The sequence below is a fragment of the Citrobacter sp. Cpo142 genome (assembly GCF_030332425.1).
Taxonomy (GTDB): Bacteria; Pseudomonadota; Gammaproteobacteria; order Enterobacterales; family Enterobacteriaceae; genus Citrobacter; species Citrobacter portucalensis.
Genome location: NZ_JAOWHW010000126.1, coordinates 163103 through 180273 on the forward strand (window position 1 = coordinate 163103; position 17171 = coordinate 180273).

General features: G+C 51.6%; 15 protein-coding genes. 5 read left to right on the top strand and 10 right to left on the bottom strand.

Features of this window, described 5'->3' with window-relative positions:
- Positions 1-942, bottom strand: a complete 942-nt coding sequence (gene hutG, locus OGY18_RS15705; RefSeq protein WP_003831501.1) for a formimidoylglutamase — start codon at positions 940-942, stop codon at positions 1-3.
- Complete coding sequence (gene hutI, locus OGY18_RS15710; protein ID WP_286553575.1) at positions 939-2162, bottom strand: imidazolonepropionase; 1224 nt, start codon at positions 2160-2162, stop codon at positions 939-941. Before hutI ends, hutG begins: the two co-directional genes overlap by 4 nt.
- Positions 2163-2386: 224 nt before the next feature.
- Between hutI and OGY18_RS15715 the strand changes: the two genes are divergently transcribed.
- On the top strand, positions 2387-3670 hold the full coding sequence (locus tag OGY18_RS15715; protein WP_048216339.1) for a putative acyl-CoA thioester hydrolase: 1284 nt from the start codon (positions 2387-2389) through the stop codon (positions 3668-3670).
- 95 nt (positions 3671-3765) lie between these two features.
- On the opposite strand, the gene OGY18_RS15720 is transcribed toward OGY18_RS15715, so the two are convergent.
- The 3 genes from OGY18_RS15720 to OGY18_RS15730 form a co-directional block, all read right to left on the bottom strand.
- Positions 3766-6030 (bottom strand): hydratase, encoded by a 2265-nt coding sequence (locus tag OGY18_RS15720; protein WP_148362241.1) that lies wholly within the window; start codon positions 6028-6030, stop codon positions 3766-3768.
- Positions 6031-6099: 69 nt separating this feature from the next.
- Positions 6100-7533 carry an anion permease gene (locus tag OGY18_RS15725; protein ID WP_286553578.1) on the bottom strand — a complete coding sequence of 478 codons (1434 nt, stop codon included), beginning with the start codon at positions 7531-7533 and terminating at the stop codon, positions 6100-6102.
- 80 nt (positions 7534-7613) lie between these two features.
- On the bottom strand, positions 7614-8666 hold the full coding sequence (locus tag OGY18_RS15730; protein ID WP_063940674.1) for a 4-oxalomesaconate tautomerase: 1053 nt from the start codon (positions 8664-8666) through the stop codon (positions 7614-7616).
- 181 nt (positions 8667-8847) lie between these two features.
- Here OGY18_RS15730 and OGY18_RS15735 point away from each other — a divergent pair, with 181 nt between their 5' ends.
- Entirely contained in the window at positions 8848-9798 is a 951-nt protein-coding gene (locus tag OGY18_RS15735) for a LysR family transcriptional regulator (protein ID WP_149335605.1), read from the top strand.
- Between the two features lie 56 nt (positions 9799-9854).
- On the opposite strand, the gene pgl is transcribed toward OGY18_RS15735, so the two are convergent.
- A complete protein-coding gene (gene pgl, locus OGY18_RS15740) occupies positions 9855-10850 on the bottom strand; it encodes a 6-phosphogluconolactonase (protein ID WP_149281370.1) in 996 nt (331 codons plus the stop codon).
- A 165-nt stretch (positions 10851-11015) separates the two neighbouring features.
- On the opposite strand from pgl, the gene OGY18_RS15745 reads away from it, so the two are divergent.
- Positions 11016-11834: a pyridoxal phosphatase gene (locus OGY18_RS15745; RefSeq protein ID WP_286553582.1), complete on the top strand. Its 819-nt coding sequence runs from the start codon at positions 11016-11018 to the stop codon at positions 11832-11834.
- Here OGY18_RS15745 and modC read toward each other — a convergent pair whose 3' ends face one another.
- From modC to OGY18_RS15765, 4 genes are all read right to left on the bottom strand, one after another.
- Positions 11835-12893 carry a molybdenum ABC transporter ATP-binding protein ModC gene (gene modC / locus OGY18_RS15750; RefSeq protein WP_003831474.1) on the bottom strand — a complete coding sequence of 353 codons (1059 nt, stop codon included), beginning with the start codon at positions 12891-12893 and terminating at the stop codon, positions 11835-11837.
- A 2-nt stretch (positions 12894-12895) separates the two neighbouring features.
- A complete protein-coding gene (gene modB / locus OGY18_RS15755; protein WP_286553586.1) occupies positions 12896-13585 on the bottom strand; it encodes a molybdate ABC transporter permease subunit in 690 nt (229 codons plus the stop codon).
- Positions 13585-14358: a molybdate ABC transporter substrate-binding protein gene (gene modA, locus OGY18_RS15760; protein ID WP_003023029.1), complete on the bottom strand. Its 774-nt coding sequence runs from the start codon at positions 14356-14358 to the stop codon at positions 13585-13587. Before modA ends, modB begins: the two co-directional genes overlap by 1 nt.
- Positions 14359-14542: 184 nt before the next feature.
- Positions 14543-14692, bottom strand: coding sequence for an AcrZ family multidrug efflux pump-associated protein (locus OGY18_RS15765; RefSeq protein WP_003023026.1), 150 nt, complete (start codon positions 14690-14692; stop codon positions 14543-14545).
- A gap of 129 nt (positions 14693-14821) precedes the next feature.
- Between OGY18_RS15765 and modE the strand changes: the two genes are divergently transcribed.
- The gene (gene modE / locus OGY18_RS15770) at positions 14822-15610 is read left to right on the top strand and encodes a molybdenum-dependent transcriptional regulator (RefSeq protein WP_003831465.1); all 789 of its coding nucleotides are present in this window, start codon (positions 14822-14824) and stop codon (positions 15608-15610) included.
- Positions 15611-15677: 67 nt separating this feature from the next.
- Positions 15678-17150, top strand: a complete 1473-nt coding sequence (gene modF / locus OGY18_RS15775; RefSeq protein WP_286553588.1) for a molybdate ABC transporter ATP-binding protein ModF — start codon at positions 15678-15680, stop codon at positions 17148-17150.
- Positions 17151-17171: the final 21 nt, after the last annotated feature.

Consider the following 17171-nt stretch of genomic DNA (forward strand, 5'->3'; position numbering starts at 1 on the left):
TCAGTGCCACCAGTGGGCGATTTGCCAGCCTAATCGCGCCGCCACGCGTGCTGCTCTGCCATCATCGTCATAACGTGGATTAAATTCAACCATATCCACCGCCAGGAGTTTACCGCTACGACACAGAGGCTCAATCAGTCTCAGCAGCGTCGCCAACGGTACGCCAAGCGCGGCGGGGGCCGACACGCCGGGCATTTCCCACACAGGCAGCACGTCGAGGTCGATTGTCATATAGATGACATCCAGATTGGCAATGAACTGCGCTAACTGCGCCTGCGCCGTATCACAATGCAGATCCTCCACCACCGTAACACCGAGCCGCTGGGCCTCATCCCAAAGCGCCTGGGTGTTTGCCGCCCGACTGACGCCGATACAGGCATAGTGAAATTCACGCTGCTGTTCATCGCAAAGCTGCGCCAGCTGGCGAAACGGCGTACCGGATGTGGCCTGCCCGGCATGGCGCAAATCGAGATGCGCATCGAAGTTGACTATCCCCACTTTCGCCTGCGGGAACGCATCCAGTACGCCCGCGCCGTGCGCAAAGGCGGTTTCGTGTCCCCCGCCTAAAACAAAGGTACGCATGTTCTCGTGCTGACAGCGCTGTACTGCATTGCGTAACGCCTGCTGCGCGCCCTCAAGATCGGGAGCCTGCGCCACAATATTTCCCAGATCCACCAGTCGATTGTGCCCATCATGACTGGCTAAATTCGCCAACGCCTTGCGTAGCACATCGGGTGCTCCGGCGGCGCCCGTGCGCCCCTGATTACGTTTAACGCCTTCGTCACAGGCAAACCCGAGCAACGCTATCTGCTCGCGGTACATTTCTGGGCTAAACGTCGGGCTCAGGGTGATAGTCTGAAACAGGCGCAGCGCATTCGGCGATTCGGCGCGGTCATCACGTCCCTGCCACAGCGCAGGTGAGGCTGGTTGCCAGTTGGTCATGCTATTTGTCCTTTGAATACGCGTTGGTAGAGCGGATTGCGCCCGGGTTCATACAGGATCTCGACCGGGAGGGTTGCATCCCACACCACAAAATCGGCCACAAACCCGGCCTTCAATTGACCGTGGGTGGCATGACGCCCCAGTGCCCGGGCCGCATGACGGGTTACGCCCGCCCATGCTTCTTCCGGCGTTAGGCCAAACTGAACGCAGGCCATATTCATCGCCCAGTGCAGGCTGATAAACGGACTGGTACCGGGGTTAAAATCTGTCGCTACCGCCATCGGTACCTGATATTGACGCAGCAACGCTACCGGTGGGCGCTGCTCCTCTTTGAGGAAATAGAATGCGCCGGGCAGCAGCACGCCGACCGTACCGCTTTGGCTCATCGCCGCCACGCCCGCTTCATCGAGGTATTCAATATGATCGGCGGATAGCCCGTGGTAGCGGCTTACCAACTGTGCGCCACCAAGCAATGACAGTTGTTCGACATGGCCTTTAATCGGGATGCCCAGCGCCTGCGCAGCCTGAAACACCCGCTCACTCTGTGCCAACGAAAAACCAACGCTTTCACAGAACAGATCGACGGTCTCAAACAGCCCTTGTTCCCACAATTGCGGCAAAATGGTCTCACACACCAGCGTAATATAGCCGTCAGGATCATCCCGGTATTCCGCTGGAGTTGCATGCGCAGCCAACAGCGTCGGGCTGATTTCAACGATATTCTCTGCCGCCAGCGCTGCCACCACGCGCAATATTTTCTCTTCTGTCGGCAAATCCAGGCCGTAGCCGGATTTTATTTCCAGCAGCGTAACACCTTCTTTGATCAGCTGTTCCATCCGCTGATGGGCTACGTGTAGGAGTTGTTCATCCGTGGCGCTGCGGGTCGCCGATACGGTGGCATTGATCCCCCCACCCTGAGCGCTTATCTGCTGGTAGGAGACTCCATTTAGCCGCTGCTCCCACTCACCTGCGCGGTTTCCGCCAAAGACCAGATGCGTATGGCAATCAATCAGGCCAGGCGTAATCAGCCTGCCCTGCATATCAAAAGTATTGTCATGCGTGAGATATAAAGATGATTCCGGGACGATATCGCAAATCTTGCCCTGGCGGACGATCAGCGCGTGACCGTCCAACAGCCCATATGGGGTACCACGTTCAGGGTCCATAGTCGCCAGACGAACATTGCGCCAGATAACATCATCAGGGAAGAATTGCTGCATTCGACTCACCACTTGTCATAGGTTGTATAGACATTTATTTTTGATTATAGGGATGTTGTCAACCTGAAGAACTATAATTGTTATCTATTTGTGATATAAAGACTCTCCGCGCCAGACATTGCTGCGATAAAAAACAACTTTTTACCTTTTCGCCTTCCCGTTTCGCTCAACTTAGTATAAAAAAGCAGGCTTTAATGGATAACTTTCAAAGCCCGGAGCAACCTGTGAACATATCATCAGTTTCCCGTCTGGCGCTGGCAATGGCTTTTGGCGTGACGCTGACCGCCTGTAGCTCTACGCCGCCCGATCAAATTCCTTCCGATCAAACCGCGCCAGGAACCTCTTCGCGCCCGATTTTGTCGGCTAATGAAGCGAAAAACTTCGTTACTGCGCACTATTTTTCTGCGCTGACGCCAAACACTGCGCCGTGGAGCCCTTCTTCTATTTCTCTGCCTGCACAGCCTGACTTCGTCGTTGGCCCGGCAGGGACTCAGGGCGTCACCCATACCAGCATTCAGGCCGCTGTTGATGCAGCAATCATCAAACGTACTAACAAACGTCAGTACATCGCGATTATGCCAGGCGAGTACCAGGGCACGGTATATATCCCGGCAGCAACAGGTAGCCTGACGCTGTACGGCATGGGCGAAAAACCGCTTGATGTGAAAATTGGCCAGGCCATTGACGGTGAAATGAGCACCGCTGACTGGCGTCGTACGGTGAACCCAGCCGGTAAATATATGCCGGGTAAACCTGCGTGGTATATGTTTGATAATTGTCAGAACAAACGCGGCACGAATATTGGCGTGATGTGTTCTGCTGTCGTCTGGTCGCAAAACAACGGGTTGCAATTGCAGAACCTGACCATCGAAAACAACCTGGGTGACAGCGTTGATGCGGGTAACCACCCGGCCGTTGCACTGCGTACTGATGGCGATAAAGTGCAGATCAACAAGGTCAATATCCTGGGCCGCCAGAATACCTTCTTCGTGACCAATAGCGGTGTACAAAACCGTCTGGAAAACGATCGTCAACCGCGTACGCTGGTTACCAACAGCTACATTGAGGGCGATGTGGATATCGTTTCCGGTCGCGGTGCCGTAGTGTTCGATAACACCGATTTCCGCGTAGTGAACTCCCGTACCCAGCAGGAAGCCTATGTGTTCGCACCGGCTACCCTGTCTAACATCTACTACGGTTTCCTGGCGATTAATAGCCGCTTCACGGCAAGTGGCGATGGCGTGGCGCAGTTAGGCCGCTCGCTGGATGTCGATTCCAACACTAACGGTCAGGTCGTGATTCGTGACAGCGTGATTAACGAAGGCTTTAACATGGCAAAACCATGGGCTGACAGCGTTATCGCAAAACGCCCGTTTGCCGGTAATACCGGTGCGGAAGATGACAAAGGTGAAATCCAGCGTAACCTGAACGACACCAACTTCAACCGTATGTGGGAATACAACAACCGCGGTATCGGTAGCAAAGTGGTTGCTGAACCTAAGCAGTAAACGTCATTCTCTGATGTAAGCCCGGCAGATTCATGCTCTGCCGGGCAATGTGCCGGATGGCGACGAAAATCGCCCGCTCCGGCATACAATTAGTGTTACACCAAACGCGACTTATTAAAGTTAATCAAACTCCCTGCCTTAATAATTTCACGCTCTTCTGCGGTCAGGCTTTCCATATACACTCTGATTTCACTCACCTCACCATCATCGTGAAGCACATACGCTTCGATTTCTTTACTGCACTCATCTAAGGCGCGGCGAATACCGGGAATATAGATATAGTCACCCACTTCAAATGAAGGTTGCTCTGCCATCTGGAGCGGTAGCATACCCCAGTTGATAACGTTGGAACGGTAACGCTTGGTGGCATATTCCTGGGCAATATTTGCCAGGCCACCAATCACTCGCTGACAGCTCGCCGCCTGCTCGCGCGCCGAGCCATCGCCAGGTTTGACGGCGTAAATCATGCTACCAATCTCAGTATCCAACGGTTGCACATTTTCCTGACCGGCAATCTGTTGGATGCGTTCGAAAACTGACGCCAGTTCGCTGACGTCGCCCCCCTCCACGCGCCTTTTTTCCAGCTCCGACGTCGCTTTACTTCTTCCCACATACCCGGGATCTCGTCGAGACAGCGTAAATTCCGCCAGTCCTAGTGGATTAGAGCGATACGACGAGGTTTCACCGGACGGGATAAGCTCATCCGTTGTTGTCACATCATCAAGGATCTTCGAGGCCACTTTTAGCAGAATATTTTCCGTTAATGCGCCCAGTTCCGGCCAGTCTTTAATGTTCGGGCCGTAAATGAGCGGCTGCTGCGTAGCCCCTTTCACGAACCCCTGGTATACGCGACTCTTATAAGGTGCAGGATTAAACGCATAGTCTGGCACCGTATCCCAGCAGTCCAGATCCGTCGCAGCAGTGAGGAATCCTCCGTTGGCTGCCGTAGCCGCAATTGATCGCGCATCCATCAGCGCAACGGCTGACATTTGACCATTGCCCGGTTTCGAGCCTTCACGGTTAGGGAAGTTGCGCGTGGTATGGCGGATGCTAAGACCATTGTTGATTGGCGTATCGCCCGCGCCAAAGCATGGACCGCAGAATGCGGTTCTGATGACAGCCCCCGCGCCCAGTAAATCTGTAACAACACCTTTCTGCGCTAAATCCATAAACACCGGTTGTGACGAGGGGTAGACGGCAAGCGAGAAAGCATCATTACCGCAGGATTGACCGCGTAATGCCTGCGCCGCAGCAATCACGTTTTCATAGTTGCCGCCCGAGCATCCAGCAATGATCCCCTGCTGTACTTTTAAGCGACCATTTTCTACTTTATCCAACAACGAGAGGCTGGCTTTACCCTGAGCGATACGTGCAGATTCAACTTCAATCTCCCGGAGAATGTCCGTCAGATTCTCATTGAGAGTATCAATCTCATAGACATTACTTGGATGGAATGGCAGCGCAATCATCGGCTTAATCGCACTCAAATCAACATAAATACAACCGTCGTACCAGGCCATCGGCTGCGGACTGAGCTGGCGATAGTCTTGTTCACGTCCATGTAATGCCAGCCAACTACGAGTTTCATCATCCGTTTGCCAGACGGAGCTCAAACAGGTGGTTTCGGTGGTCATCACATCAACGCTGTTGCGAAAATCCGTTGAGAGATGACGAATACCAGGGCCGACAAACTCCATGACCTTATTTTTGACGTAGCCATTTTTAAATACCGCGCCAATGATCGCTAACGCCACATCCTGTGGACCAACACCTGCTGCGGGTTTCCCGGTCAGATAAACGGCAACGACGTCAGGATAATCAATGTCCCAGGTGTCGTTTAGCAGCTGCTTGACCAGCTCACCGCCCCCTTCTCCTACCGCCATCGTACCCAATGCGCCGTAACGTGTATGGCTGTCTGAGCCAAGGATCATTTTGCCGCCGCCCGCCATCATTTCACGCATGTATTGATGGATAACAGCAATATGTGGCGGCACAAAGATTCCGCCGTAACGCTGTGCCGCAGACAGACCAAACATATGATCGTCACCGTTAATAGTTCCCCCTACCGCACATAATGAGTTATGGCAGTTAGTCAGAACATACGGCAGCGGAAAACGTTCCATGCCAGAGGCTTTTGCAGTCTGAATAATACCGACAAAGGTAATATCGTGTGAGGCTAATGAATCAAACTTAATTTTAAGCTTATTCATATCACCGGACGTATTATGCGCGGAGAGAATCGACCACGCTATAGTTCCTTTTTTCGAATCCTCTTTGCAGATATGCCGAGGCAAAGAATCCTCAGCTACAATTTCATTATTATCGGAGAGGTAAATTCCTTTTTCATACAGCTTAATCATTTGATACTCCGTAGTCCTGTGCTTACATAAGCGCACAGCCAATAAAAAGTTTTAAACCTGGTTTATGATTTACAGCATGTTCCAGTCAATCAACATGCTCCACCACCACACGCCGAGAGTGATATGGACAATAAAGGTCAGTAAGGTCAACATGCCCCCCACCAGCCACCACGATTTAATATCGTTATAGCCAACGCCAAAAATAACCGGACCCGCGGCACCGCCATAATGGGTGACCATTCCGCCATAGGAGTTAGAGAAGAGTAATGCCAGCGCGGTTAACATCAGTGGTGCGCCGGAGACATTCGCCAGCATGGCAAATACTGGCATCATTGCCACAATATATGCGCTGCCTGAGGCAAAGAAATATCGAACAATAATGCTCAGGAACAAAATAACGAAGAACGCCACGTTGCCGTGATTACCAAAGTCGAGATTGTTTTTGAACAGTTCGGCTAACCAGTCGAAGAATTTCACTTTCGATAATAACGAACTTAAACCGATAATACCGCCGTACCAGATTAATGTATTCCAGCCGCCCTTATTTTTAACCACATCATCCCAGGTGACTACGCCAAATAAAAGCATCGTACCCATGACGACAATCGCTACCGTTGATTCATCAACGCTGAGGCTTTTACTAAAAATCCATCCCAATAACGCAAGGACGAAGATACCCAGCAGCATTTTTTCGCGCCCTTTCATTGGCCCTAAATCCTGAAGGCCAGCTTTAGCGATGATTTTGTTATCAACCTTTTTAATTTCAGGTGGATACATAAAATAGATAACGAGCGGCGTCGCCAACAGCATGACCAGTCCTGGCAGACCTGCAGCAAGCGCCCATCCGCCCCAACTCAACTGCAAGTGACAGATATCGTTGATCATCTTCAACGCCAGAATGTTTCCCGCCATCGCGGTAAAAAACATATAGCTGGTTGTTTTAGTGACCATATAGACCGACATCATCAGGTAGTGACCGACACGGCGCGGGCTCTTATCCGGTTCAGAACCCAGCGCCACCGCCACACTATTGATGATGGGTAATACGATTCCTCCCGCTCGCGCGGTATTTGACGGTGTTGCCGGAGCTAATACCAGATCAAGGAATACGGTCACATAGCCAAGGCCAAGCGTGGTGTTACCAATTTTGCCGATCAGAATATAAGCAATGCGCTTACCCAGCCCCGTCGTCACAAAAGCAGCACTTAACGTAAACGCGGAGAAAACCAGCCATGTCGTACCGGAAGCATAACCGCTCAGTACGCTGCTGGTCTTCAGTACGCCATGGCCTAAATTTCCGACAACCACCATAGAGGCGGCAACGGCAATCAATAACACCACCGGTTCAGGAAACGGTTTAATCACCAGTCCGACAATGGCCGCAAGATAAATACCAAACAGCACCCACGCTAGTTCACTTAATCCCGCAGGGGCAGGAATCAAACCAATAATACAGGGGATCGCTAATATTAAAATTAGCTTCCATAATGATTTAACGTTCATTTATTAATCCTGAATAATCTGTACAGGCAATACAGTATTTTTCGTTTTTCTGCGATCGCAGAGAAATGAGGCCAATGCTGTCAGGGAAGGAAAACATCACCAGCGAATATTTTTCTGGCGGTACGAATAACCGAAGCTCTGATAGTTTCAGGTTCATCCCCTTTATTGGTTAAATGAATATCAAGAGTGCCTCCAGGATGTTCGATAGTGATATTCCCGTAATGCGCACCCGCCGTTACCTGACGCGAAACAGTACCGTTAATGACACAGCTGCTGGCGATAGCTATCGCCCCAGTAATCGCCAGCGCTTTATGGCAAGAGTGCGGCATAAAATAACGAACATTAATTTCGCCGTCGTGTTGAGGTGCAGAGATGAGAATCGGTTTTGGGAGAACCTTATTGCTGACATCACCCAGCCCCATAGCTTCACCGGCCTGTAAACGAATAGACTCAATGCGCGACAATAATTCGTTGTCTGCATCCAGTTCTTCCGCTGATTCATAGCCCGTTTTCCCAAGGTATTCGGCAGGAATAATTACGACAGGTGTCGCCATATCCATACAGGTCACCGGAACTGAGTTGATATAATCGATGTGTTGGCCCGTCGGAAAAATATGCCCGGTTTTAGAACCTGCGGCATTAAGAAACGTCAACGCAATAGGGGCCGATGTTCCCGGGACGCCGTCAATTCTTGCCGTTCCTTCATACTCAACAACACCATGCGGCGTCTGTATATCAGCTTCGATAAACGTGTTGGTGTTCACATTGCGAATGCGTACGCGGGTGGTCGGCGTGGAAGCGGCAATCAACCCCTTTTCAATAGCAAACGCACCAACGGCGGAAAGCATATTGCCACAGTTGGGTGTGGTATCGACCCGTTGCTCATGTACCAGTACCTGAGCAAATAAATAATCGATATCAGCGTTGGGGTCGTTTGAAAGACTAATAATCGCGACTTTACTGGTTAACGGATTGCCACCGCCAATGCCATCTATTTCCAACGCATTGCCAGAACCCATAATCCCAATCAATATTTCATCACGCAATTTTTCTTCTTCTGGCAGGTCTTGAGCTAATAAAAACGCGCCTCTGGACGTTCCTCCGCGCATCATAACGCAAGGTATTTTTTTCATGACAATGCTCTCTTCAATATTATTTCCACTATGTACATGGTTGCATGTCATGATTAGGGTGACTAATGACTTCATTTTCGTGATTAGTGATTTATTTTTATTAATTAAAAGTAATGAATTGCAGATACACTGAACACTTTCATCTTAGACAGGGTCTTCCCCGATTGAGTCCGGAGTCAAAATGAAACACGAGTTATCGAGCATGAAGGCGTTTGTCACACTGGCAGAGTCCGATTCTTTTAACAATGCCGCCAAGTTACTTAATATTACGCAACCTGCATTAACTCGCAGGATTAAAAAGATGGAAGAGTATTTACACACTCAACTCTTTGAAAGAACAACTCGCAAAGTGACATTAACAAAAGCGGGAAAAATGCTTTTACCTGAAGCCAGAGAATTAATTAGGGCATTAGATGAAACTATTTTTAATATTAGCGATGTGAATGTTCATCATCATGGCATAGTGACACTGTCCTGTATTCCTACCGCGGTTTTCTATTTCTTGCCGTTGGCAATAGGAAAATTTAATGAGCGGTATCCCAATATCAAAGTGCGAATTATTGAACAAGGGACGAATAATTGTATGGAATCCGTACTTTGCAATGAGGCTGATTTTGGAATAAACATGAACAACATCACAAATTCCTCTATCGAGTTCACTCCACTGGTTAATGAACCGTTTGTTCTGGCTTGTCGACGCGATCATCCGCTCGCTAATAAGCAGTTGGTTGAGTGGCAAGAATTGCTGAATTACAAACTGATAGGCGTTCGTTCCTCAAGCGGTAACCGATTATTGATTGAACAACATTTGGCCGATAAACCGTGGAAATTGAACTGGTTTTACGAGGTTCGTCATCTGTCCACTTCGCTGGGTCTGGTTGAAGCTGGACTGGGTGTTTCCGCATTACCAGGGTTAGCAATGCCGCAAACGCCGCATCCAACGCTGATAGGGATCCCACTGGTTGAGCCTGTGATTAGACGCACGCTGGGAGTTATTCGGCGTAAAGACGCTATCCTCTCACCTCCCGCTGAACGCTTTTTCTCTCTTCTGCTTAATTTATGGGCAGATGATACAGATAGCCTTTGGACATCTGTGGCTAAGTGTCAGGAAAACATGTCGTTTGCTAAATAAGCAAAAAAAATCCGCAATCTTCACAAGATTGCGGATCGCTTGTAACGCCTGGCGTTTTAGTACGCGTTAACCACCACCCACATCGGGCCTTGTCCTACCGCGTAACGACCTTTCTCCATCAGCAACCCTTGTTCGCCAGCAATCTCGTACACCGCGATATGGTGCGATTTTTGTCCGGCTGCAATCAGGTATTTACCTCTGTTATCGATATTAAAACCGCGCGGCTGAGTTTCGGTAGGCTGGAAACCTTCTTTGGTCAGCACGCTGCCATCTTCAGACACGCTAAAGACCGTAATCAGGCTGGCGGTGCGATCACAGGCATACAGATGACGCCCGTCCGGTGTAATGTGAATATCTGCTGCCCAACGGGTATCAGCGAAATCAGCAGGCATCATATCCAGCGTCTGCACACACTCAATCTTACCGTACGGATCTTTCAGCTCCCAGACATCAACAGAGCTGTTCAGCTCATTCACGCAGTAGGCATATTGCTTATTCGGATGGAACGCCATATGACGTGGGCCCGCGCCTTCAACGGTAGTTACTTCAGCCGGTTCCTGCGCGACCAGATGGCCATCATCGCTTACGTCAAACAGGCAGATACGATCCTGTTTCAACGCCGGAACCCACAGGGTCCGGTTATCCGGAGAGATGTTGGCTGAGTGGCAGCCATCCAGACCTTCAACCACGTCAACCAGTTCCACCGGCAGGCCATCTTCCAGACGCGTGACGCTCACGCTACCCGCGTTATAAGAGCCAACGAACACGAAACGTCCCTGATGGTCGGTAGAAATATGCGTCGGGCTCCCCGGCAGCGCAGACTCTGCTGCAAAGGTCAGCGCACCGTCATCAGGCGCAATACGATAAGCCAACACGCGAAACTCCGGGCGCACGCCAACATAGAGGTAACGCTTATCCGGGCTGACGACCATCGGCTGTACCTGACCCGGTACATCAACCACCTGCGTCAGCGTCAGAGAACCATCGTGATTCAGGCTCCAGACGTGGATTTGCTGACTTTCAGGGCTGGCGGTATAAACGGTTTGCTTCATGAATACTCCTTTGCTTTTTGGCAGGTGGCTGCAATTGCCTGACACACGCCTAAGGTAGACGCTTTTAACGGTGAATGCTTAATTAAGGCTCAGAATTTTGTCCGGCTCCCGTCTCGGTGTACCATTCCAGCAGACAAAATTCTCAACCTTAATCTGGAAAAAACTATGACCGCACGCGTGATTGCCCTGGATTTAGACGGTACCCTGCTGACCCCGAAAAAAACCTTGCTGCCATCCTCTCTCGAAGCGCTCTCGCGCGCCAGAGAAGCAGGCTACCAACTTATCATTGTCACAGGTCGTCATCACGTTGCTATTCATCCTTTTTATCAGGCACTGACGCTGGATACACCTGCAATTTGCTGTAACGGTACCTACTTGTATGATTATCAGGCAAAAAAGGTACTGGAATCCGATCCCCTTCCAGTAGATCAGGCATTACAGCTGATCGAAATGCTGGATGAACATCAGATCCACGGGCTGATGTATGTGGATGAGGCCATGCTGTATGAGCGCCCGACCGGGCATGTGGTGCGTACCGCTAACTGGGCACAAACTCTGCCGCCGGAACAGCGCCCGACCTTCACTCAGGTACCTTCGCTGGCGCAGGCCGCACATGACGTCAACGCCGTCTGGAAATTTGCCCTGACCGACGAAGATATTCCGAAACTGCAGCAGTTTGGCCAGTACGTTGAGCAACAGCTGGGGCTGGAGTGTGAATGGTCCTGGCACGATCAGGTCGACATTGCCCGTAAAGGCAACAGCAAAGGACGACGCCTTACCCAGTGGATTGAAGCACAGGGAGGGTCAATGGAAAACGTGATTGCCTTTGGCGATAACTTTAACGATATCAGCATGCTGGAAGCCGCAGGTACCGGCGTGGCGATGGGCAACGCGGATGACGCGGTCAAAGCCCGCGCCAACATCGTGATTGGTGACAACACCACAGACAGCATCGCTAAATTTATCTACTCCCACCTGCTGTAATCAGGCGGTAATCGATACGCTCTTAATTTGCGCGTACAGCCACAGGCCAGGTTTGATACCCAGTTCATCCCTGGCCCATGGGCTGATCCTTGCCCACAGCGTCTTACCGCCCACCTCAAGCTGAACTTCCACCTGACCGTTATCGTCATAGCATTGCGCGACTTTTGCCCGCAGCACATTACGAATACTGGTCTGCTGGGGTGGTTGGAGCACCAGTGAAACATCAGATGCCTGAATACGAATACGCAGCGCGGTTTGCAGCGGTTGCTCCAGCTTATTGACCCACAGATGCTGATCGCCAAGCGCCAGCGCGGTCATCGCATAGTGTGGATGATGTTCCAGCACGCTGACTTTCAGAATACTGCTTTGCTGTTCCTTAGGCAGCCAGGGGTGCATCACGCTGCTACCCCAGACATCTTCCAGCGAACCAAACGCTTTGACCTGCCCGTTCTCCAGCACCATCACTTTGTCTGCCAGGTGCAAAATCTCATCAAGCGAGTGGCTGACATACAGCATCGGAATATTGATTTCACGTGCAAGGCGTTGCAGGTAAGGCAGCAGTTCGCGTTTACGCGGTATATCCAGCGAGGCTAACGGCTCATCAAGCAACAATAACTCAGGCGCGGTCAGCAGCGCCCGACCGATGGCGACACGCTGCTTTTCACCGCCAGAAAGCCCACCTGGCAAACGGTCAAGCAGCGGCTCAATGCCCAACAGCGCCACCAGCTTATCAAACTGTCCGGCCATGCTTTTCGCCATTCCGTAACGCAGGTTGCCGCGCACTTTATAGTGCGGGAACAGACGCGCGTCCTGGAAAACATAGCCCACCCGGCGTTTTTCCGGCGTTAAGCAGATACCGTTCTCAACGTCGTTTAAGACGCGACCGTTGAGCACGATGCGTCCGGACTGCGGCTGCGTCAGACCGCTGATGGCGTTAATCAGTGAGGTTTTGCCCGCACCGGAAACGCCGAAAATAGCGGTAATACCACTGGCTGGCAGCGTTTCGTTGAGCGTCAGGCAATGCGTCCCCAGCGTCTGGGAGAAATTGAGTTCCAGCATAATTATCGCCCCGTCCGCTCACGGCTAATACGCGCCAGCCATTCAGAAATCAGCAGTGAAATCAGCGCTAACACAATAGAAATAATACATAACCTCGCCGCCGCGCTTTCGCCGCCGGGAGTTTGGATCAGGGTATACATCGCCGAAGGAATGGTGCGGGTTTCGCCAGGAATATTGGAGACAAAAGTAATAGTTGCGCCGAATTCCCCGAGGGAACGCGCGAACGCCAGCACCGTACCGACAATAATGCCGGGCAGCATCAACGGTAGCGTAATGGTCATGAATACGCGCCAGCGTCCGGCTCCCAGCGTGCGGGCCGCCTGCTCCAGCTTGACGTCAACACCTTCCAGCGCCAGACGAATTGCCCGTACCATCAGAGGAAAAGACATCACCGCCGCGGCCAGTACCGCACCGCGCCAGCTAAAGGCAAAAGTAATGCCAAACAAGTCGTACAGCCATTCACCAATGAATCCGCGCCGCCCCATGGCGACCAACAGCAGATAGCCCACCACGACCGGCGGCAGTACCAGCGGCAAATGCAGAACGCTGTCGAGCAGCGCTTTGCCCGGGAACTTGCATCGCACAAGCAGCCAGGCAAAGAAGATCCCAAACGGCAGGCTAAACAAGACGGCCAGGGAAGAAACTTTCAGGCTCAGTATGACGGCCTGCCATTCAGGATCGGTCAGTATCATTACTTGGTCGTAAATCCATAACGTTTAAAGATTTCAGCAGCCTGCGGTCCTTTCAGGTAATCATAGAACGCGCTAACCGTTGCGTTTTTGTGCCCATCAACAATCGCGATAGGGTATTCCACTTTTTTGTGCGAATCTTCCGGGAAAGTCGCAACAACTTTTACACCCTTGCTGGCGACAGCATCGGAACCATAGACGATCCCCAGCGGCGCTTCGTTACGCTCTACCAGCGCCAGCGCACCGCGCACGTCTTCAGCAGGAGCCAGTTTCGGGGCCAGGGTATCCCATGCACCCAGTTTTTGCAGCGCTTCTTTGGCATAAATGCCCGCCGGAACATGTTCCGGATCGCCAACAGCCAGGCGTCCGCCGTTCAACAGACTGGTCCAGTTGGTTTTGCTGTCGATAGTGAAATCTTTCTGCGCGCTGGCTTTCGGCGCCACCACCACCAGGCTGTTACCCAACAGCGTTTCACGCGTTGCGGTATCAATCGACTTCTTGTCTACCGCGTAGTCCATCCATTTCTGATCGGCAGAAATAAACAGATCGGCCGGAGCGCCTGCTTCAATCTGACGCGCCAGCGTGGAAGAAGAAGCAAAAGAGGAGACAACATCAACGTTCTTCTCTTTTTTATATTGCGTTGCAATGTCCTGCATCGCGTTGGTCAGCGAAGCAGCTGCAAAAACGGTAATCTTTCCTTCATCCGCCAGCGCATGTCCGGCAACGGTAAGAGAAAGTGTTGCCCCTGCAAACAAGCGTAACCATGTACGTGCCATCTGTAACTCCTTTGCGTTTCGTTATGTAGGCGCAAATATAGCGAGTAAATCAGGATTTTCCCAGTGGTTATTGATACCAATTAGAGGTTACACAAAGAAAATATCGGCAGGGAAAGCAAGATCTTGAGAAAACGAGTTGGCAGGCAAAAAATATAAACGCCCGACTAAGCGGGCGTTTGGGGAATCAATGATTCTGTCTGGACTGGTCTTTCTGACCGATACCGGAGAAAATGTTAAACACTTCACCCAGTCCGTAAATCAGACCCAGAATGATGGCCATTACCACAGGTACCATGATTACGGCGAATACCAGACTTTTCAATAACTCTAACATGGTCAACTCCAGATATAGTCCTTAGTTGTATTCTAACCACATAACGCAGAAAAGCACTCCCCTTTTGTGCGGTTGGCTTTGCGCGCGCGCGGTTTTCCGTCACAATACCCCTTTTGCCAGGAGCTTGTGATGCAGGCCGAAATCCTTCTTACGCTGAAACTTCAGCAAAAACTGTTTGCCGATCCCCGTCGCATTTCTCTGCTTAAACACATTGCGCTTTCCGGCTCCATCAGTCAGGGCGCAAAGGATGCAGGTATCAGTTATAAAAGCGCCTGGGATGCGATTAACGAAATGAACCAGCTCAGTGAGCAAACGCTGGTTGAGCGCGCCACTGGCGGCAAAGGCGGCGGCGGCGCGGTGTTAACGCGCTATGGCCAACGCTTAATCCAGCTGTATGATTTATTAGCGCAAATCCAACAGAAAGCCTTCGATGTTTTGAGCGATGACGATGCCCTGCCACTCAATAGCCTGCTGGCGGCGATCTCTCGCTTTTCGCTGCAAACCAGCGCCCGTAACCAGTGGTTTGGCACCATTACCGCCCGCGACCACGATCAGGTCCAACAGCATGTCGACGTCCTGCTGGCGGATGGCGAAACGCGCCTGAAAGTGGCAATCACTGCGCAAAGCGGCGAGCGTCTCGGGCTTGAAGAAGGCAAAGAAGTCCTGATTCTGTTGAAAGCGCCGTGGGTGGGAATCACTCAGGACGACGCCATTGCCCAGGCCGCCGATAACCAGTTGCAGGGTACAATTAGCCATATCGAACGCGGAGCTGAGCAGTGTGAAGTGTTGATGACCTTGCCAGACGGCCAGACGCTGTGCGCGACGTTGCCGATAGAGCAGACCCACACATTAACGGAAGGCGCTAACGTCACAGCATATTTTAATGCGGACAGAGTGATTATCGCCACACTGTGCTGAGTTAATTGACATCAGCCTGAAGAACACGTATCCCTGTTATTCATCGCTGCATATAATGGGATACAAAATGTTATCGTTGCAAATTTCGCAAGGCACGTTTCGTCTTAGCGACACAAAAACGCTCCAGTTAGATGCGTTGACGTTAAACGCGGGTGATAGCTGGGCGTTTGTTGGCTCTAACGGCAGTGGGAAATCTGCGCTGGCCCGCGCGCTGGCGGGCGAGTTGCCGCTCCTGAAAGGCGAACGCCGCTGCCAGTTCACACGTATTACCCGACTCTCCTTTGAGCAGCTCCAAAAGCTGGTCAGCGACGAGTGGCAGCGAAACAACACCGATCTTCTTAGTCCCGGTGAAGACGACACCGGGCGCACCACCGCAGAAATCATTCAGGATGAGGTTCACAACCCCGCCCGCTGCGCTACGCTGGCGCAGCAGTTTGGCATTTCTGCCCTGCTCAACAGGCGTTTCAAATACCTTTCCACCGGTGAAACCCGCAAAACTCTGCTCTGCCAGGCATTAATGTCCACGCCAGATTTGCTGATCCTTGATGAACCCTTTGACGGGCTGGACGTCGCGTCCCGCCGCCAGTTAGCAGATTTGCTCGCTGAGTTGCACCAGGCCGGTTTAACGCTGGTGCTGGTGCTAAACCGCTTTGATGAAATTCCCGAGTTCGTGCAGTTTGCCGGCGTGCTTGCCGATTGCACGCTGACGGAAACCGGCGCAAAAACAGACCTTCTGCAACAGGCATTAATCGCTCAGCTTGCCCATAGCGAACGGCTGGAAGGCATCCAGTTACCCGAACCGGATGAGCCTTCGGTGCGCCACACGTTGTCAGATAACGAGCCGCGCATTGTGCTTAACGACGGCACCGTCTCGTATAACGATCGCCCTATCCTGCATCATCTGAGTTGGCGGGTAAATCCGGGGGAACACTGGCAAATCATCGGCCCCAACGGTGCGGGGAAATCAACCCTGCTCAGTTTAATCACCGGCGATCATCCCCAGGGATATAGCAACGACCTGACCCTGTTTGGCCGCCGCCGGGGCAGCGGTGAAACTATCTGGGATATCAAAAAACACATTGGCTATGTCAGCAGCAGCCTGCATCTGGATTACCGGGTAAGTACAACAGTTCGCAACGTTATTCTCTCCGGTTATTTCGATTCAATCGGCATTTATCAGGCCGTCTCCGACAGGCAGCACAAGCTGGTACAACAGTGGCTGGATATTCTGGGCATCGATAAACGTACCACGGATGCGCCATTTCATAGTCTTTCCTGGGGGCAGCAGCGGCTGGCATTGATTGTTCGTGCACTGGTGAAACATCCTACGTTGCTGATCCTTGATGAACCGTTGCAAGGATTAGATCCGCTCAACCGTCAACTGATCCGTCGGTTTGTGGATGTCCTGATCGGTGAAGGTGAAACTCAGCTTTTGTTTGTCTCTCATCACGCCGAAGATGCCCCGGGCTGCATTACCCATCGGCTAGAGTTTGTACCCGAGGGTGATATCTACGCCTATCGACAAACCTCTCTGCGTTAATTTTCATGTCAGGGCGTTTAT